Origin of the sequence: Streptomyces toxytricini (assembly GCF_014649915.1) — a bacterium.
GTDB lineage: Bacteria > Actinomycetota > Actinomycetes > Streptomycetales > Streptomycetaceae > Streptomyces > Streptomyces toxytricini.
On sequence record NZ_BMTY01000003.1, the window covers coordinates 314,676 to 333,255 of the forward strand.

Annotated in this window: 16 protein-coding genes; 10 read left to right on the top strand and 6 right to left on the bottom strand. The window is 74.2% G+C overall.

The annotated features are described in order from the left end of the window. Positions 1 to 15 precede the first annotated feature (15 nt). Positions 16 to 1,614 (bottom strand): acyl-CoA carboxylase subunit beta, encoded by a 1,599-nt coding sequence (locus tag IE170_RS05575; protein WP_189808137.1) that lies wholly within the window; start codon positions 1,612 to 1,614, stop codon positions 16 to 18. Between the two features lie 131 nt (positions 1,615 to 1,745). Here IE170_RS05575 and IE170_RS05580 point away from each other — a divergent pair, with 131 nt between their 5' ends. The 5 genes from IE170_RS05580 to hutH all read left to right on the top strand — a co-directional run bounded on the left by IE170_RS05580 (position 1,746) and on the right by hutH (position 7,614). Further along, positions 1,746 to 2,624 (top strand): biotin--[acetyl-CoA-carboxylase] ligase, encoded by an 879-nt coding sequence (locus IE170_RS05580; RefSeq protein ID WP_189808138.1) that lies wholly within the window; start codon positions 1,746 to 1,748, stop codon positions 2,622 to 2,624. Between the two features lie 145 nt (positions 2,625 to 2,769). Further along, a complete protein-coding gene (locus IE170_RS05585) occupies positions 2,770 to 3,930 on the top strand; it encodes an adenylate/guanylate cyclase domain-containing protein (RefSeq protein WP_189808139.1) in 1,161 nt (386 codons plus the stop codon). A 24-nt stretch (positions 3,931 to 3,954) separates the two neighbouring features. After that, entirely contained in the window at positions 3,955 to 4,749 is a 795-nt protein-coding gene (locus IE170_RS05590; protein WP_114053885.1) for an enoyl-CoA hydratase/isomerase family protein, read from the top strand. A gap of 103 nt (positions 4,750 to 4,852) precedes the next feature. Then, a complete protein-coding gene (locus IE170_RS05595; protein WP_189808140.1) occupies positions 4,853 to 5,968 on the top strand; it encodes a GGDEF domain-containing protein in 1,116 nt (371 codons plus the stop codon). 104 nt (positions 5,969 to 6,072) lie between these two features. Beyond that, positions 6,073 to 7,614: a histidine ammonia-lyase gene (gene hutH / locus IE170_RS05600; protein WP_189808237.1), complete on the top strand. Its 1,542-nt coding sequence runs from the start codon at positions 6,073 to 6,075 to the stop codon at positions 7,612 to 7,614. Between the two features lie 83 nt (positions 7,615 to 7,697). On the opposite strand, the gene IE170_RS05605 is transcribed toward hutH, so the two are convergent. Further along, the gene (locus IE170_RS05605; protein ID WP_189808141.1) at positions 7,698 to 8,039 is read right to left on the bottom strand and encodes a hypothetical protein; all 342 of its coding nucleotides are present in this window, start codon (positions 8,037 to 8,039) and stop codon (positions 7,698 to 7,700) included. A gap of 107 nt (positions 8,040 to 8,146) precedes the next feature. Between IE170_RS05605 and IE170_RS05610 the strand changes: the two genes are divergently transcribed. The 3 genes from IE170_RS05610 to IE170_RS05620 all read left to right on the top strand — a co-directional run bounded on the left by IE170_RS05610 (position 8,147) and on the right by IE170_RS05620 (position 10,991). Continuing rightward, positions 8,147 to 8,488, top strand: a complete 342-nt coding sequence (locus IE170_RS05610) for a hypothetical protein (RefSeq protein WP_223855960.1) — start codon at positions 8,147 to 8,149, stop codon at positions 8,486 to 8,488. A gap of 123 nt (positions 8,489 to 8,611) precedes the next feature. Then, complete coding sequence (locus IE170_RS05615) at positions 8,612 to 9,874, top strand: L,D-transpeptidase (protein WP_189808143.1); 1,263 nt, start codon at positions 8,612 to 8,614, stop codon at positions 9,872 to 9,874. Positions 9,875 to 10,025: 151 nt separating this feature from the next. Then, positions 10,026 to 10,991 carry a GNAT family N-acetyltransferase gene (locus tag IE170_RS05620; protein WP_189808144.1) on the top strand — a complete coding sequence of 322 codons (966 nt, stop codon included), beginning with the start codon at positions 10,026 to 10,028 and terminating at the stop codon, positions 10,989 to 10,991. Here IE170_RS05620 and IE170_RS05625 read toward each other — a convergent pair. Next, the gene (locus tag IE170_RS05625; protein ID WP_189808145.1) at positions 10,981 to 11,901 is read right to left on the bottom strand and encodes a helix-turn-helix domain-containing protein; all 921 of its coding nucleotides are present in this window, start codon (positions 11,899 to 11,901) and stop codon (positions 10,981 to 10,983) included. The genes IE170_RS05620 and IE170_RS05625 overlap by 11 nt on opposite strands. Positions 11,902 to 12,061: 160 nt before the next feature. Between IE170_RS05625 and IE170_RS05630 the strand changes: the two genes are divergently transcribed. Next, positions 12,062 to 13,108 carry an NAD(P)-dependent alcohol dehydrogenase gene (locus tag IE170_RS05630; protein WP_189808146.1) on the top strand — a complete coding sequence of 349 codons (1,047 nt, stop codon included), beginning with the start codon at positions 12,062 to 12,064 and terminating at the stop codon, positions 13,106 to 13,108. A gap of 50 nt (positions 13,109 to 13,158) precedes the next feature. On the opposite strand, the gene msrA is transcribed toward IE170_RS05630, so the two are convergent. The 3 genes from msrA to IE170_RS05645 all read right to left on the bottom strand — a co-directional run bounded on the left by msrA (position 13,159) and on the right by IE170_RS05645 (position 16,913). Then, on the bottom strand, positions 13,159 to 13,827 hold the full coding sequence (gene msrA / locus IE170_RS05635; RefSeq protein WP_189808147.1) for a peptide-methionine (S)-S-oxide reductase MsrA: 669 nt from the start codon (positions 13,825 to 13,827) through the stop codon (positions 13,159 to 13,161). A 23-nt stretch (positions 13,828 to 13,850) separates the two neighbouring features. Further along, positions 13,851 to 14,957, bottom strand: coding sequence for a hypothetical protein (locus IE170_RS05640; RefSeq protein ID WP_189808148.1), 1,107 nt, complete (start codon positions 14,955 to 14,957; stop codon positions 13,851 to 13,853). A gap of 852 nt (positions 14,958 to 15,809) precedes the next feature. Continuing rightward, positions 15,810 to 16,913, bottom strand: a complete 1,104-nt coding sequence (locus IE170_RS05645; protein WP_189808149.1) for a hypothetical protein — start codon at positions 16,911 to 16,913, stop codon at positions 15,810 to 15,812. Positions 16,914 to 17,227: 314 nt separating this feature from the next. On the opposite strand from IE170_RS05645, the gene IE170_RS05650 reads away from it, so the two are divergent. Continuing rightward, positions 17,228 to 18,385, top strand: a complete 1,158-nt coding sequence (locus IE170_RS05650) for a cystathionine gamma-synthase (RefSeq protein WP_189808150.1) — start codon at positions 17,228 to 17,230, stop codon at positions 18,383 to 18,385. Positions 18,386 to 18,580: the final 195 nt, after the last annotated feature.

The window sequence follows — 18,580 nt, forward strand, 5'->3', positions numbered from 1 at the left end:
TGGAGGCTCGTGCGGCTAGAGGGGGATGTTGCCGTGCTTCTTCGGCGGCAGCGACTCCCGCTTGGTGCGGAGCTGGCGCAGCCCCTTCACGATGTGCGCCCGCGTCTCCGACGGCATCGCCACCGCGTCGATGTACCCGCGCTCGGCGGCGGTGTACGGGTTGAGGAGGGTGTCCTCGTACTCGCCGATCAGCCGGGCCCGGACCGCCTCGACGTCCTCCCCGGCGGCCTCGGCCTCGGCGAGGGTGCGGCGGTGCAGGATGTTGACGGCGCCCTGGGCGCCCATGACCGCGATCTGGGCGGTGGGCCAGGCGATGTTCAGGTCCGCGCCGAGGTGCTTGGAGCCCATGACGTCGTAGGCGCCGCCGAAGGCCTTGCGGGTGATGACCGTGATCAGCGGGACGGTGGCCTCGGCGTACGCGTAGATCAGCTTCGCGCCGCGCCGGATGATGCCGTTGTACTCCTGGTCGGTGCCCGGCAGGAAGCCCGGCACGTCCACGAACGTCAGCACCGGGACGTTGAAGGCGTCGCAGGTCCGCACGAAGCGGGCGGCCTTCTCGGACGCGTCGATGTCGAGGCAGCCGGCGAACTGCATCGGCTGGTTGGCGACGATGCCGACGGGGTGCCCCTCGACGCGGCCGAAGCCGGTCAGGATGTTCGGCGCGAACAGCGACTGCGTCTCCAGGAACTCGCCCTCGTCGAGGACGTGCTCGATGACGGTGTGCATGTCGTACGGCTGGTTCGCGCTGTCCGGGATCAGCACGTCCAGTTCGAGGTCCGTCTCCGAGACCGCGGTGTCGGCCTCCTCCGGGAAGGCCGGCGGCTCCGAGAGGTTGTTCGACGGCAGGAACGACAGCAGCGACTTGACGTACTCGATGGCGTCCTTCTCGTCGCCCGCCATGTGGTGGGCCACACCCGAGGTGGAGTTGTGGGTGCGGGCGCCGCCGAGCTCCTCGAAGCCGACGTCCTCGCCGGTGACCGTCTTGATGACGTCCGGGCCGGTGATGAACATGTGCGAGGTCTGGTCGACCATCACGGTGAAGTCGGTGATGGCCGGCGAGTACACGGCGCCGCCGGCGCACGGCCCGACGACCAGGCTGATCTGCGGGACGACGCCCGACGCGTGGACGTTGCGGCGGAAGATCTCGCCGTACATGCCCAGCGCGCTGACGCCCTCCTGGATGCGGGCGCCGCCGGAGTCGTTGATGCCGATGACGGGGCAGCCCGTCTTCAGGGCGAAGTCCATCACCTTGATGATCTTCTGGCCGTAGACCTCGCCGAGGGCGCCGCCGAAGACCGTGAAGTCCTGCGAGAACACGGCGACGGGACGGCCGTCGACCGTGCCGTAGCCCGTGACGACGCCGTCGCCGTACGGGCGGGTCTTCTCCAGCCCGAAGTTGGTCGACCGGTGCCGGGCGAACTCGTCCAGCTCGACGAAGGAGCCCTCGTCCAGCAGCAGGGCGATCCGCTCGCGGGCCGTCAGTTTGCCCTTGGCGTGCTGCTTCTCCACGGCCCGGGCGGAGCCGGCGTGGGTGGCCTCGTCGATACGGCGCTGCAGGTCCGCGATCTTGCCCGCGGTGGTGTGGATGTCGATCGGCTCGGACGGTTGTGACATCGGGGTCGCGGCTCCCTGTGTGGTGTCAACTGCCTGGTCAATTGAATGACTACTGCTGGCTACTGGTGCGTAGCGTATCGGCGGGCATGGCGCTCGGCAGTGCGGCGTTTGACACACCTAATCTGGGTTGCATGACGCCATCCGATGCCCCAGGCGGGGCTTCCTCCGGGGCCCCTGCCGACCGCTGGTCCGACCTCGACCGGCCGCCGCTGAACGCCGCCGCACTCCGGCGCGCCCTGACCGCCGGCGGAAGCCTGTGGACCTCCGTGGAGGTCGTCCCCGGCACCGGCTCCACCAACACCGACCTCGCGGCCCGCGCCGGCGATCTGGCCGAAGGCGCGGTCCTCGTCGCCGAGGAGCAGACCGCCGGCCGGGGCCGCCTGGACCGCAGCTGGGTGGCGCCCGCCCGCTCCGGGCTGTTCTTCTCCGTCCTGCTCAAGCCCGGCCCGGCCGTCCCGCAGGAGCGCTGGGGCTGGCTGACGCTGCTGGCCGGCGTGGCCGCCGCGGCCGCACTGGAGCGGGCCGCCGGCGTGGACACCGCCCTCAAATGGCCCAACGACCTGCTGGTCACCGTCGACGGCCAGGAGCGCAAGGCCGCCGGGATCCTCGCGGAGCGGACCGCCGACGGCGTCGTCATCGGCATCGGCCTCAACGTCTCCCTGACCAAGGAGGAGCTGCCGGTGCCCGAGGCCGGCTCGCTGCTGCTGGCCAAGGCCGCCGTCACCGACCGCGAGCCGCTGCTGAAGGCCGTGCTGCGCTCCCTGGAGCAGTCGTACGCCGACTGGCGCGCCGCCGCCGGCGACCCGGCCGCCTCAGGGCTGCTGGAGGCGTACGCCGCCCGCTGCGCCACCCTCGGCCGCGAGGTCCGGGCCGAGCTGCCCGGCGGGCGCTCGCTCACCGGAACGGCCGAAGCGGTGGACGCGGAAGGACGGCTCGTCCTGCGCACCGCGGACGGCTCCCGCGAGGCCGTCGGGGCCGGGGACGTGGTGCACCTGAGGCCCGCCGGGTGAGCGCGCGGCCCCGCTGCCGCCGGAGGTGACGGGAGTGGGGAGTGAGCTACGGCACACCTGCCGTATGGTTTAGGCGATCGGAGGGTCTCCCGCCGATCACCGGTTCGGCAGGGCAGTGCGCACGGAAATGGACAGGAGGCGGCCCTTGACCGTCGACGACCCTTCGTCCGGCGCGTCCTCCCCGGGCCACGGCGGCCCCGGCCCGGGCACCCCCATCGGACGCGACCAGCACACTCCCCACCACGAGGTCGACCACACCGCCCAGCCCACGGCGGACCCGCTCGCCATCCGGCTGGAGCAGCTGATCCTCGGTGCGGAGCGCCGCTACACGCCGTTCCAGGCCGCCCGCAGCGCCGGCGTGTCGATGGAGCTCGCCTCCCGCTTCTGGCGGGCCATGGGCTTCGCCGACATCGGGCAGGCCCGCGCCCTGACCGAGGCGGACGTCCTGGCGCTGCGCCGGCTCGCCGGCCTCGTCGAGGCCGGGCTGCTGAGCGAGCCGATGGCCGTCCAGGTGGCCCGCTCGACCGGGCAGACCACCGCCCGGCTGGCCGAATGGCAGATCGACTCCTTCCTGGAGGGGCTCACCGAGCCCCCCGAGCCGGGCATGACGCGCACGGAGGTCACGTACCCGCTGGTCGAGCTGCTCCTGCCGGAGCTGGAGGAGTTCCTCGTCTACGTGTGGCGGCGGCAGCTCGCGGCCGCCACCGGCCGCGTCGTCCAGGCCGCCGACGACGAGGAGATGGTCGACCGGCGCCTGGCCGTCGGCTTCGCGGACCTGGTCGGCTTCACCCGGCTCACCCGCCGCCTGGAGGAGGAGGAGCTCGGCGAGCTCGTCGAGTCCTTCGAGACGACCTCCGCGGACCTGGTCGCCGCGCACGGCGGCCGGCTCATCAAGACCCTCGGGGACGAGGTGCTCTACGTCGCCGACGACGCGGCCACGGCGGCCGAGATCGCGCTGCGGCTGGTCGAGACGATGGAGGCCGACCGGCAGATGCCCGAGCTGCGCGTCGGCATGGCCTTCGGCACGGTGACCACGCGCATGGGAGACGTCTTCGGGACGACCGTGAACCTGGCCAGCCGGCTCACCTCCATAGCGCCGAAGGACGCCGTCCTCGTCGACGGCGCGATGGCCGAGGAGCTGGGCCGCACGGGCGCCGCACCCGTCTCGGAGAAGGAGGCCGAGGCCGAGCTCGGCGGCGGCTCCTACCGCTTCGCGCTCCAGCCGATGTGGCAGCGGCCGGTGCGCGGCCTGGGCGTCGTGGAGCCCTGGTCGCTGACGCGGCGGAAGCCTAAGATCCCCGGGTAACGTTCGTTAACCGGGAGGGTCCCTGTGTCGGTGGAGTCGGAGTTCGTATCGGTGCGTCGGCACGGTGGCGACGGGGTCGTGGAGCTGGTCCTGGACCGCCCGAAGGCGATGAACGCGGTCTCGACCGCCATGGCCCGCGCGATCGGCGCGGCCTGTGCCGAGCTGTCGGCCGACCCCTCCGCCCGCGTCGTCGTCCTCACCTCGGCCGCCGAGCGGGCCTTCTGTGTCGGCGCCGACCTCAAGGAGCGCAACTCCCTCTCCGACGCCGAGCTGGTGCGGCAGCGGCCGACCACCCGCGGCGCGTACGGGGGCGTCCTGGAGCTGCCGATGCCGACGATCGCCGCGGTGCACGGCTTCGCGCTCGGCGGCGGCTTCGAGCTGGCCCTGGCCTGCGACGTGATCGTGGCGGACGAGACGGCCGTGGTGGGCCTGCCCGAGGTGTCCGTCGGCGTGATCCCGGGCGGCGGCGGCACCCAGCTGCTGCCCCGGCGCGTGGGCGCGGCCCGCGCGGCGGAGCTGATCTTCACGGCGCGCCGGGTGGAGGCCGCCGAGGCGCTCTCGCTGGGCCTGGTCGACTCGCTCGTCCCGGCGGGCCGGGCGCGCGAGGAGGCCCTGGAGCTGGCGGGCCGGATGGCGGCGAACTCCCCGGTGGGGCTGCGCGCCGCGAAGCGGGCGCTGCGGCTGGGCCACGGGATGGACCTGGCGGCCGGCCTGGAGATCGAGGACGCGGCCTGGCGGACGGTGGCCTTCTCCGGCGACCGGGCCGAGGGCGTGGCGGCGTTCAACGAGAAGCGCCGCCCGAACTGGCCCGGCGTCTGACGCCGGCCCCCGGACGGGGGCGTGCGCGGGGCGCCGGCGCGGCGCGGACCGGGTTCCCGGCCGCGCCGACACGAATGCGGACAAAAGTCCCTAACCTGGGGTGATGGGACTCGACGGGCGGCTGCGAGCCGTCGTGGGCCTGGCGCAGGCCATGGCCGCCGCGGCCGCGCCGCGGGACAGCGTGCGCGCCGCCGCGCGCGCCGCGCGCCTCGCGCTGGACGGCTCGTTCGCCGCGATCTCCGCCTGGGAGCGGGAGCGCGGCCGGCTGCGGGTGCTCGTCAACGAGGGCGGGCTCCGGCCCGGCGAGGCCGAGTTCCCCGAGGACGAGTCGTACCCCGTGCACGACTTCCCCGAGATCACCGAGTTCCTGCACGAGCTGTGGGCCGGCGGCGGCGGCCCGCACGCCTGGGTCGAGCACGCCCGCGGCGGCCGCCCCGGGCGCCGCGGCGAGGCCCTGCGCCGGCGCGGGCGCGGCACCTGCGTGGTCGCGCCGATCGTGCTCAGCGGGCGGGCCTGGGGCGAGCTGTACGTGGCCCGGGACGACGGGCTGGCGGACTTCGACGGGGACGACGCCGAATTCGCGGGCGTCCTCGCAGCCGTCATCGCCGCCGGGCTCGCGCAGAACGACCGGCTGGAGGAGGCCCGGAGGCTGGCCTTCACCGACCCGCTCACCGGGCTCGCCAACCGGCGGGCCGTCGACATGCGGCTCGACGAGGCCCTGGAGGCGCACCGGCGCGACGGGACCGTCGTCAGCCTCGTCGTCTGCGACCTCAACGGGCTCAAGCGGGTCAACGACACCCTCGGCCACGCTGCCGGCGACCGGCTGCTGGAACGGTTCGGCTCCGTGCTCAGCCTGTGCGGGGCCATGCTGCCCGGGGCGCTGGCCGCCCGGCTCGGCGGCGACGAGTTCTGCCTGGTCAGCGTGGGACCGCCGGCCGACGACGTGGTCCGCGCCGGCGAGGAGCTGTGCCGGCGCGCGGGCGGGCTGGAACTCGGCGAGGGCGTCGCCTGCGGGGTCGCCTCCACCGGCGACCCGATCGGGCCGGTGCAGTCCTCCCGCCGCCTCTTCCGCCTCGCCGACGCCGCCCAGTACAAGGCCAAGGCCGCCCGCTCCGGCGGCCCCGTCGTCGCCGGCCGCGACACCGCCGTGGTGCGCCTGGCAGACGCCGCCGCCAGGGAGGAGCCGGGGGAGCGGCGGCGGTTCCGGGGGCGGGCGTGATGCCGGGGCGGGCCGGGCCGCGGGGCCCGCGGCGGCGTAAGAGGTCCTCGTGAAAGTCGCTAGTGACATGAAGCGATTCAATCCGTAGGGTGCTGAATATGGATATGCACACTGTCGTGGTGGGGACGTCCGGGACCACCCCCGAGGACGTCATCGCCGTCGCCCGCGGCAACGCGCGGGTCCAGCTCTCCGAAGAGGCCCTCGACGCGCTCGCCCGCGCCCGCGGGATCGTCGACTCCCTCGCCGCCAAGCCCGAGCCCGTCTACGGCGTCTCCACCGGCTTCGGCGCCCTGGCCTCCCGCCACATCAGCCCCGAGCTGCGCGCCCAGCTCCAGCGCAACATCGTCCGCTCGCACGCCGCCGGCCTCGGCCCGCGCGTCGAGCGCGAGGTCGTCCGCGCCCTGATGTTCCTGCGGCTGAAGACCGTCGCCTCGGGCCACACCGGCGTCCGCCCGTCCGTCGCGCAGACCATGGCCGACGTGCTCAACGCCGGCATCACGCCCGTCGTCCACGAGTACGGATCGCTCGGCTGCTCCGGCGACCTCGCCCCGCTCTCGCACTGCGCGCTCACCCTGATGGGCGAAGGCGACGCCGAGGGCCCCGACGGCACGGTCCGCCCCGCCGGCGAGCTCCTCGCCGAGGCCGGCATCGAGCCGGTCGTCCTCCGCGAGAAGGAGGGCCTCGCCCTCCTCAACGGCACCGACGGCATGCTGGGCATGCTCCTCATGGCCCTCGCCGACCTGCACCGGCTCTACACCTCCGCCGACATCACCGCCGCCCTGACGCTGGAGGCCCTCCTCGGCACCGAGAAGGTCCTCGCGCCCGAGCTGCACGCCATCCGCCCCCACCCCGGCCAGGGCGCCTCCGCCGCCAACATGGCCGCCGTCCTCAAGGGCTCCGGCCTCACCGGCCACTACCAGGAGGAGTCCGCGCCCCGCGTCCAGGACGCCTACTCGGTGCGCTGCGCCCCGCAGGTCGCCGGCGCCGGCCGCGACACCCTCGCGCACGCCGCCCTGGTCGCCTCCCGCGAGCTGGCCTCCGCCGTCGACAACCCGGTCGTCCTGCCCGACGGCCGCGTCGAGTCCAACGGCAACTTCCACGGCGCGCCCGTCGCCTACGTCCTGGACTTCCTCGCCATCGCCGCCGCCGACCTCGGCTCCATCGCCGAGCGCCGCACCGACCGGCTCCTCGACAAGAACCGCTCGCACGGCCTGCCGCCCTTCCTCGCGGAGGACGCCGGCGTCGACTCCGGCCTGATGATCGCCCAGTACACGCAGGCCGCCCTGGTCAGCGAGATGAAGCGGCTCGCGGTCCCCGCCTCCGCCGACTCCATCCCCTCCTCCGCCATGCAGGAGGACCACGTCTCCATGGGCTGGTCGGCCGCGCGCAAGCTGCGCACCGCCGTCGACAACCTGTCCCGGATCATCGCCATCGAGCTGTACGCGGCCACCCGCGCCATCGAGCTGCGCCACGGCCTCACCGCCGCCCCGGCCAGCCTCGCCGCCATCGAGGCCGCCCGCGCGGCCGGCATAGGCGGCCCCGGCCCGGACCGCTTCCTCGCGCCCGACCTGGCCGCCGCCGACGCGTTCGTCCGCTCCGGCGGCCTGGTCGCCGCGGTCGAGGCCGTGACCGGCCCGCTCGCCTGACGGCGGCCGCGCACACCGCGCACACGACGGGGGCCGCGCCCCGGGAGGACATCCCGGGCGCGGCCCCCGCGCCGTGCGCGCGGCTAGGCGCCGCGCGAGCGGCGCACCGAGAAGGTGACCGACCCCGCGCCCACGATCAGGCAGGCCGTGCCCGCCAGCAGGTAGGGGGTGGTGTCGACGCCGCCGGTGTCCGCGAGCGTCAGGCCGGCCTGCGCGGCCGGGCGGCCCGCGGCCGCACCGGAGGCCGCGGAGGCCGTCGTCACGGTGCCCGGACCGCCCGCGTCCGCCGCCTGGGGCGCCGTGGAGGGGGCGGGAGCCGGTGCGGATCCGCCGGGCGCGGCGGCGCCCGCGGAGGGCACGAAGCACAGGGCGGCGAGCAGGGTGGTCGCCCCGAGGGCGGTGAGCAGCGGACGGCGTGCGGACACGGGGCGATCCCCCTTGCGGAAGCAGCGAATTGGCCGTGTGCGGTGATGCTACGGAAAGGGGCGGGTCGCGGGAAAGCCGGGGCTTCTCCGGGCTTACGCTCCGTCGTATGAACCCTTCTGACACATCACGATACGTACGGCTTCGAGTCGATTTGGTGCTGGAGGTGCCGGACGCCGGCGCCCTGACCGGCGCCGCGCTCGAGCACATCGACGCCGACGAGTTCATGCCGGACGAGGAGCGCGGCCACGCCGAGTCGGCCGTGCGGGAGGACGAGTCCGAGGCCCTGGCCTACCTCGTCGACCCCACGGACCTCGTCGCGGAGATCCCCGGCGTGGAGCTCGTCCAGGCCTCCTGGAGCAGCGAGCCCGTCGAATACGACCCCGAGTCCCTGGAGTGGGACCTGGGCGAGGAAGATGGGGACTTCGACAGAGAGCCCGGCAGCGCCTGACCGTGGGGTTGCCCACATTCAAACGGAATGTGGAACCGATCCCGGCCGTCAACGCGTTGACTGGTTCGTGGCAGGGGGCGTGTCCCCCTGCCCGGGGACGATCCCCGGGGGGTTCAGGCAACGATGGAGTGGCGTGTGAGGACGGACAGCAAGCTGCGGAGAAGGTCCATGGGGGCCATATCCGCCCTGCTCGGCGGCGTACTGATGCTCACGGCGTGCACCGGCGGCGACGAGAAGGCGGGGGGCGGGGACACCAACAAGTCCCAGTCCGACGTCGACGCGGCGGCCGCCAAGGACGCGTCGAAGGCGAAGATCACGATCACGCCGAAGGACGGCACGGACAACGCCGGCCTGGACTCGACCGCCGTCTCCGTCGCCGACGGCACGCTGACGGCGGTCGAGCTGAAGACCTCCGAGGGTGCCGCGGTGCCCGGCAAGATCGCCGCCGACGGCAAGAGCTGGAAGCCGGAGGCGCCGCTGAAGCGCTCGACGAAGTACGCGCTCTCGGCGACCGCGAAGGACGAGAGCGGCAAGGAGGCGCACGAGAACGCGACCTTCAGCACCGTCTCGCCGGAGAACAGCTTCATCGGCTCCTTCGTGCCGGAGGACGGCCAGACCGTCGGCGTCGGCATGCCGGTCTCGATCACCTTCAACAAGCCGATCAAGGACAAGAAGGCGGTCCAGTCCGCGATCAACGTCACCTCCAGCTCCGGCCAGGAGGTCGTCGGCCACTGGTTCAGCGCCCAGCGCCTGGACTTCCGCCCGGAGAACTACTGGCAGGCCGGCTCCACCGTCACCATGAAGATGGCGCTGGACGGCGTCCAGGGCGCCCCCGGCGTCCAGGGCGTCCAGAACCGCACCGCCACCTTCAAGATCGGCCGGAGCCAGGTCTCCACCGTCGACGCGAAGACGAAGAAGATGACGGTGACCCGGGACGGCGCGGTCATCAAGACCATCCCGATCTCCGCGGGCTCCCCGGCGACGCCCACGTACAACGGCCAGATGGTGATCTCCGAGAAGTTCAAGGAGACCCGGATGAACGGCGCCACCGTCGGCTTCACCGACTCCGACGGCAAGGGCGAGTACGACATCAAGGACGTCCCGCACGCGATGCGGCTGTCCACCTCGGGCACGTTCCTCCACGGGAACTACTGGGGCGCCGACTCGATCTTCGGCAGCGTCAACACCAGCCACGGCTGCGTCGGCCTGAACGACGTCAAGGGCGCCGGCGACCCGAACCAGCCGGCCGCCTGGTTCTACGACAACTCGCTCATCGGCGACGTCGTCACGGTGGTCAACTCCCCGGACAAGACCATCAAGCCCGACAACGGCCTCAACGGCTGGAACCTCGGCTGGGCCGAATGGAAGGCCGGCTCCGCCGTCTGACGTCCCGTACGGTGCGGCCCGACACCGGGCCGCACCGCCCCGCACCACCCGCCGACGGCGGGGAGCCCCGGCGGCTCCCCGCCGTCCGGCGTTCCGGGGCCCCGCACAATCCGCGCGCGCCCGCCGACCCGGCCCGGCTAGGGTCCGGCACATGACGACCCCTCACGCGATACGCGCCCTCGACCTGCCCGTCTCCGACGCCGACACCGACGCGTGGCTGGATGTCCTGGCCGCCGCCCGGGCCGCCGACCTGCCGGAGCTGCCGCCGCCGTCCCGGGTGGAGGTCGCCGGCCGGCTGCGGGTGCCGCCGGCGCGCGGGCGGACCGCCGTGTGGGCCGCCGAGGACGGCGTCGCCCAGCTCCTGCTGTTCACCGACGAGGAGAACCGGCACACCGCGTTCCTCGGGACGCTCGCCGTCCACCCGCGCTCCCGCCGCCGCGGCCTCGGCACGGCCCTGTGGCAGCAGGTGCGCGCCGAACTCCTCGCGGACGGCCGCACCTCCGTCTCCGCCGAGATCGAGGAGGGCGGCCCCGGCCGCGCCTTCGCCGAGTCGCTCGGCTTCGAGAACGTCCTGCCGCTCGCCTGGTACGTCCAGGACGTGCCCGCCGCCCCGGCCGCCCGCGGCGCGGACCCGGCCGGCTACACCCTCCTCCACTGGCCCGGACTCGTCCCCGACGCCTGGGCCGAGGCCGCCGCGGCCGCGCACGGCGCGATGGAGGACGCCCCCACCGGGGACCTGGACGAGCAGACCGTCTCCTGGACGCCGCAGCGCCTGCACGCCTCCCAGCAGCACCTCCTCGACCGCGGGGCCGCCCTGGGCACGGTCGCCGCCGTCACCGCGGAGGGCGAGGTGGCCGCGTACACCGAACTCGTCCTGCCCGACCCGGACGGGCCGCGCGCCCTCCAGTGCGACACGGTCGTCGTCCCCCGCCACCGCGGGAAGGGCCTCGGCCGGGCCGTGAAGCTCCGCATGCTCGCCGAGGCGGCGGCCCGCCACCCGAACCTGCGCACCATCGCCACGACCGTCGCCGACGACAACGCGCCCATGCGCGCCGTCAACGCCTCCCTCGGCTACCGGCGCGAACGCGACGCCGCGGTCTGGCAGCTCAAGCTGTAGCGGCCGGCCCCGCCTGCGAGGCGGACTCAGCGGCTCCCGCCGGACCGGCAAGGCCGCCGGCGGCCGACGGGGCGGACCAGGACGCCAGCAGCCGCAGCGCGTCCTGCGAGGGCGACCCGGGCGCGGCGTGGTAGGCGACCAGCCGCTGGTCGCAGTCGTCGGGCAGGGCCAGCGTCTCGAACGACAGCTCCATCGCACCGACCAGCGGATGCCGCAGCCGCTTCACGCCGTGCGTCTTGTCCGCCACCGTGTGCGCCGCCCACAGCCGGCGGAACTCCTCGTTCTTCACCGACAGCTCGCCGACCAGCGCGGTCAGCTGCTCGTCGTCGGGGTTCCGGCCCGCGTACATGCGCAGGTTGCTGACGACCTCGCAGGCCCGGCACTCCCAGTCCGCGTACAGCTCGGCCGTGGCCGGGTCCAGGAACACCATCCGCACCAGGTTGCGCTCCTGCGCCGGCAGCGCGCCGAAGTCCCCGAACACGGCCGCCGCGAGCCGGTTCCAGCCGATGACGTCCTGCCGGTGCCCGACCAGGTACGCCGGGACCCCGTCCATCGCGTCCAGCAGCGTCCGCAGCTCCGGGCGCACCCGCTGCGGCCGGTGCACCTGCCGGCGGCGGCGGGGCCGCGGCCGGGCGAGCTGGCGCAGGTGGGCGCTCTCGGTGCCGTCGAGGCGCAGCGCCCGCGCGAGCGCGTCGAGCACCTCGGCGGACACGTTCTGCCCGTGGCCCTGCTCCAGGCGCGTGTAGTACGCCACCGACACCCCGGCGAGGTGGGCCAGTTCCTCGCGGCGCAGGCCGGGCACGCGGCGGTAGCGGGTGTGGTCCGGCAGGCCGACGTCCGCCGGGCGCAGCCGGGCGCGCCGGCTCCGGAGGAACTCGCCGAGCTCGGAACGCGGATCAAGCTGGTCCATCGGCCCAGTATCGCCGGACGGCCGCCCCCGCCGGAGGCGCGAGCCTGACCCCGCCAGGGATAGGAACGGCAGACGTAGGAACGCCAGGGGTCTGGGTGGCGGCCCGCGGATCCGACAGAGTGTGACCACCGCATGATCTGCCTGTACGAGGAGCACACCCATGTCCGTCACCCAGGCCGCCGCCTACGCCGCCCCCTCCGCGAAGGCGCCGCTGGAGCGCACCACCGTCCCGCGCCGCCCCGTCGGCGAGCACGACGTCCTCATCGAGATCAAGTACGCGGGCATCTGCCACTCCGACATCCACCAGGCCCGCGACGGCTGGGGCGAGGGCATCTTCCCGATGGTCCCGGGCCACGAGATCGCCGGCGTCGTCGCCGAAACCGGCTCCGCCGTCACCCGTTACGCGGTCGGCGACCGGGTCGGCGTCGGCTGCTTCGTCGACTCCTGCCGGACCTGCGAGTACTGCCTGCGCGGGCAGGAGCAGTACTGCGTCGAGGGCATGACCGGCACCTACAACGCCCTCGACCGCAGCGGTGAGCCCACGTACGGCGGCTACTCCACGCACCTGGTCGTGGACGAGAACTATGCGGTCCGCATCCCCGACGCCCTGCCCCTGGACCAGGCCGCCCCGCTGCTGTGCGCCGGCATCACCCTGTACTCGCCGCTGCGGCACTGGGGCGCCGGCCCGGGCAAGAAGGTCGCCGTCGTCGGCCTCGGCGGCCTCGGCCACATGGGCGTGAAGATCGCGAACGCGCTCGGCGCGGAGGTCACCGTCCTGTCGCAGAGCCTGCGCAAGCAGGAGGACGGCCTGCGCCTCGGCGCCGCGCACTACCGCGCGACGAGCGACCCGGCCACCTTCACGGAGCTCGCGGGCACCTTCGACCTCATCGTGTCGACGCTGGCCGTCCCGGTGGACCTCGACCGCTACCTGGGGCTGCTGAAGGTCGACGGCGCCCTCGTCAACGTCGGCGCCCCCGAGGAGCCGGTCAGCCTGAACCTCTTCTCGGTGATCACGGGCCGCCGCACCCTCGCCGGGTCGATGATCGGCGGCATAGCCGAGACGCAGGAGATGCTGGACTTCTGCGCCGAGCACGGCCTGGGCGCGGAGATCGAGGTGATCGCCGCGGACCGCATCAACGAGGCCTTCGAACGCGTCCTCGCGAGCGACGTCCGCTACCGCTTCGTCATCGACACGTCCACGATCTGACCGACGGGCTCCCGCCCGGCCGACCGGCCGGGCGGGAATCCGCGGCTGCCTCACCCGCCGGCGGCCGGCGCCACCCCGATCGGGCAGGACACCCCGGTCCCGCCGATACCGCAGTACCCGGCCGGGTTCTTGTCCAGGTACTGCTGGTGGTATGCCTCTGCAGGCCAGAAGGGACGCTCGTCCGCCGGGAGCACCGCCGTCGTGATCGGGCCGTACCCGGAGGAGGCCAGCACCTGCTGGTAGGCGTCGCGCGAGGCCTCGGCCGCGGCCTGCTGGGCCGCGGAGTGCGTGTAGACCGCCGAGCGGTACTGGGTGCCCACGTCGTTGCCCTGGCGGAAGCCCTGGGTCGGGTCGTGGGACTCCCAGAACACCTTCAGCAGCGTCCCGTACGAGACGGCCGACGGGTCGAACACGACCCGCACGACCTCCGTGTGCCCGGTCATTCCCGAGCACACCTCCTCGTACGTCGGGTTCTGCGTGTGGCCGCCCTGGTAGCCGACGAGGGTGGTCCACACGCCGGGGACCTGCCAGAACTTCCGCTCCGCGCCCCAGAAGCAGCCCAGCCCGAAGTCCGCCGTCTCCAGGTGCGCCGGGTAGGGGCCCGCGAGGGGGTTGCCGAGGACCGTGTGCACGGGCGGCAGGGCGAAGAGGGGCTCGGGGCGGCCGGCGAGGGCCTCCTCGGCGGTGGGCAGCTCGGGCGTGCGCCGGTACGAGAACATGGATCGCCTCCTTGGATGCCTGTTCAACGGCCCGGGACCGCGCAGGATTCCCGCCCGCCCGCGACGCGGGCCGCCCAGTCGCGGGCGTGCGCGTACCGCCGCTCCGGCCGGGCGTGCCGCGTCCACGGCAGCGCGCCCACGTACCCGTCGACGGCCCGGAACTGCTCGACCGCCTCCGCGTCCCGGTCCTGCCAGAACAGCATCCACGCGAGCATGTGCCGCAGCGCCGCCGTCCGCCGGTCGCCGGGCGCGGCGGCGGCCAGGTCGGCGAGGGCCGCGTCGACCGCCTCCACGACCTCCGGCCGCTTGTAGTGGTCCGGGAGCCCCTGCTCCCCGGACTCGTCCTCGAAGTACGCGATCAGCGGCAGCAGCCGCAGCAGTTCCCCGGGCCGCGCCCCGTCGGCCGCCCGCCGGGCGAAGCCCAGCGCCAGCTCGTGCGAGCCGCGCCACCGGGCCGTCCAGTACTCGACGGCGGCGGTGTGGGCGCACAGCAGCCGGGGCGCCCGCGCGGTGATCCGCCCCCACAGCTCCTCGTACCGCGCGTGCGGGTATCCCAGACCGGTCCCGACGCGCTGCTCGACGACGTACGGGACGGGGTCACCGGGGTCGGCGGCCTCCTGCGCGGCGTACGCAGCGCGCTGCGCCGCCAGCAACAGCTCCCGGAAGTGCCGGAGCCGCTCCGCACCGCGGGCGCCGTGCACGTCCCACGCGGCCCGCACGGCGGCGTCCGCCACGACGAGGGCCGCCGCAACATCGCCCGGCCGGTCCGCCTCCCACGCAGCGAGCCAAGCACCGTCGCGCGCGGCGGCCCCGGCCAGCACCCCGACCCGCCGCCGCCGCTCCTCCCAGTCCCGCCCGGCGCCCGCGACCCAGTCGGCGGCGGCCTCCCACTCCCCGGCGCCGACGGCGCCCAGACAGGCGGCCTCGTCGGCGGTGACGGGCTGGTCGTGCACGGTGTCGAGCTCACCCTCGGGCACGAACCCGAAGGCACGGACCACACCGTCCGGCGCGACGCGGTCCGGCTCCTCCGCCGCACCGCCTCCGGAGCGGGCGGCGGCCTGCCGGACCGCCCGCACGCCGAGCACACCGAGAACGGCCGGCACGAGCCCCCGCGCGGTGCGCCCGCTCACGAACGGGCCCCCGACTCCCGCAGCGGTACGGCGTGGCGGTGCAGGCGGCAACCTGCGGGCAGGACGAAGGCGCGCGGAGCGCGCGGCGAAGCGCCCATGTAGGACAGATCCCCCCGGATAGGTAACGCCCCGCCGGCCGCGCGCGGTGGTCGGCCGCGCACCCGGTCTGCCGGCGGGGGCGTGCTGGTCGGACTCCGGCCGCGCCATGGTCAGTGGCCGGCCGACACAGGCCGCTCGGCCTTGCAGGGGATCATGCGGCCTGCCCCTCGCCCACGGCAACCTCCCGCCCACGCACCGCACGCTTTCGCCCGGAACGTCCCCCGACCGGCGCACACCTGCCGGCAGCGCGAGCCCCCGGCCGGCCCGCGGACGCGCACGGACAGTGCCCATGTGGCGATCGTGGGCGGCTTATGCCCAGCCCCCAGCCGGCTCGCGGACGCCCGCTGACAGCGCCCACGTAGCGATCGTGGGCGGCTTATGCCCAGCCCCCAGCCGGCCCGCGGACGCGCGCCGACAGCGCCCCGTAACGATCTCGGGCGGTCGTTGCTCTTCGACGGCCGGCTCGCACAGCTCGGACTCGGGCCGGAAGGAATTCGTACCCCTGTGACCCTTCCTTCGGGGGCTCCCGCCAGTCTTTCGGCGTTCCGGGGTGGGTCGTCCTGTCAAGGGTGGCCGAAGGCCATCGCGCAGCGACGCGACGACGAAGGAGGAGCGCCCTTGACGGGGCGGCCCGCCCCGGAAGGACGATGGGACTGGCGGGAACCCCCCGACGCCCCTGCCCTCCCGCCCCACGGCATCCCGCCGCCCACCCGCCGCCCACCCGCCGCCCCACGCCCTCCCGCTATCCCGCCCTCAGTGCGGCAACGTCGCCGGCGACCCCCCGTTCGCCTCGTACCCGGCGACCGCCAGCGCGCGGTAGACCGCGTACTGCGCCGCCGGGTCCTGCGAGGCCGACCACGGCAGGGCGCCGACGCAGCCGTCGACGTGCCGCACCTGCTCCATGGCCTCCGCCCACCGCTCCATCGGCACGAGGAAAGACAGCAGCATGTGCCGGACCAGCGGGAGCACCGGGTCGTCGGGGCGGGCGTGGTGCACGGCGTACAGGGCGCCCTCCACGGCGCGCGTCACGACGGCGCTCTCCCAGTAGTTGGTCAGCACCACCTCGGGTGTGTGCTCGTACACGGCGAACAGCGGCAGCGCCGCGAGCAGGGAGCCCTTCGGGGCGCGGGCGGCGGCCGCGTGCGCGAACGCGTCGGCCTTCTCCCGCGAGCCGTGCCACTTCTCGCACCAGTACTGCAGGGCCGCCAGGTGTGCGCCCATGTGGTGCGGGGCGCGGTCGATGACCTGCGCCCACAGCCGGTCGAACTCGCTCTCCGGGTAGCCCAGCCCCCGGGCGACCGCCAGCTCCGTCAGGTAGGGGACGGGATCACCGGGTGACAGCAGCGCCGCCTTGCGGCAGGCTTCGCGGGCCTCTTCGAGGATGATCCGGTGGTCCTCCGAGCCGACGCCGCCGGAGTGCCGCCAGGCCTGCTGCACCAGCAGTTCGGCGTGGACCTGGGCGCCGCCCGCATCCTTCTCGGCCTGCAGCCGCCACGACTTGAGCCACTGGGCGCCCGTACCGGGCTGCGCCGCGAGTTCCAGGGCGGCGGCCCCGCCGAAGGCCTGGACGCGCTGCCAGCGCAGCTCGCCTTCCTTCGGGGTGCCGGCCAGCAGCTGCGACGCGGCCTGCCACTGCCCGGTGCCCTGCACCGCGGTGAGGGCGTCCATCAGGTCCTCGTCCGGCCCGGGGACGCGCACGTCGAGGTCCTCCTGCCGGGCGAAGCCGTAGTTCGCGGGGTCCGCCGCGTCGGGGCTGCCGGGCTCGACGAGGCGCAGCCCGGCCCTCCTGCGCCGTATGTACGGGCCGAGGACGGCCACGAGCAGGCCCATCGCGATCAGGAACCACAGAATCTCCATGCCCTCAAGCGAACCAGACCCACCCGTGCCGAGGCCAATGAGCGGCCCGGAGCGATGCCAATGATCAGCCCGAGCGGAATCCCCAACCGAATCCAACGATCAACCCGAGCCGAATCCAACGATCAACCCGAGCCGAATCCAACGATCAACCCGAGCCGAATCCACGATCAACCCGAGCCGAATCCAACGAGCAGCCCAAGCCGAGGCCGATCCCTACCGGACACCACACGCCCCGCACGAACGGCGCGTTACGGATCACCGTGCGGCACCGCACACGAAGTGGCGTACCGCCCCGGGGGCCTTAGGCTCTGCCCATGAGCCACGACAGCCACGAGCACCAGAGCTTCGAGACCCGCGCGATCCACGCGGGGAACACCGCCGACCCGCTGACCGGCGCGGTCGTGCCCCCGATCTACCAGGTCTCCACGTACAAGCAGGACGGCGTGGGCGGCCTGCGAGGCGGCTACGAGTACAGCCGCAGCGCCAACCCGACCCGCACCGCGCTGGAGGAGAACCTCGCGGCGCTGGAGGGCGGCGTGCGCGGCCTGGCCTTCGCGTCCGGGCTCGCGGCGGAGGACTGCCTGCTGCGCACGCTGCTCGCGCCCGGCGACCACGTGGTCATCCCGAACGACGCCTACGGCGGCACGTTCCGCCTGTTCGCGAAGGTCGTCTCCCGCTGGGGCGTCGAGTGGTCGGTGGCCGACACCTCGGACCCGGACTCGGTGCGGGCCGCGATCACCCCGAAGACGAAGGCGATCTGGGTGGAGACCCCCTCCAACCCGCTGCTCGGCATCACCGACATCGCGGTGGTCGCGGACATCGCGCGCTCGGCCGGCGCGAAGCTCGTCGTCGACAACACGTTCGCCTCGCCCTACCTCCAGCAGCCCCTGGCGCTCGGCGCGGACGTCGTCGTGCACTCGCTGACGAAGTACATGGGCGGCCACTCCGACGTGGTCGGCGGCGCCCTGGTCACGGCCGACGCGGCGCTCGGCGAGGAACTCGCCTACCACCAGAACGCGATGGGCGCGGTGGCCGGCCCGTTCGACTCGTGGATCGTGCTGCGCGGCATCAAGACGCTGGCCGTGCGCATGGACCGGCACGCCGAGAACGCCGCGAAGGTCGCCGAGCTGCTCACCCGCCACCCGAAGGTCCACCGGGTGCTCTACCCGGGCCTGCCCGACCACCCGGGCCACGAGGTCGCGGCCAAGCAGATGCGCAACTTCGGCGGCATGATCTCCTTCCGGGTGACCGGCGGCGAGGAGGCGGCGGTCGAGGTCTGCAACCGGGCGAAGCTGTTCACGCTCGGCGAGTCCCTCGGCGGCGTCGAGTCCCTGATCGAGCACCCGGGCCGCATGACGCACGCCTCGGTGGCCGGCTCGCTGCTGGAGGTGCCGGGCGACCTGGTGCGCCTGTCGGTCGGCATCGAGAACGCCGACGACCTCCTCGCGGACCTGACGCAGGCGCTGGGCTGACACCCGGCTCACGGGGCGCCCCCGCACCCGGCCCGGCGCCAGTCCGGGCCGGGTACGACGGGTGCGGCGGCCACCACCGGCGGCGGCCACGCCCCGGGCGGCGGCCACGCCCCCCGGAGGCGGCGGCCACCAACCCGACGCGGCGGCCACCCCCTTGGCAGCGGCGGCTTTGAACTCGGGCGGCGGCCACCAACC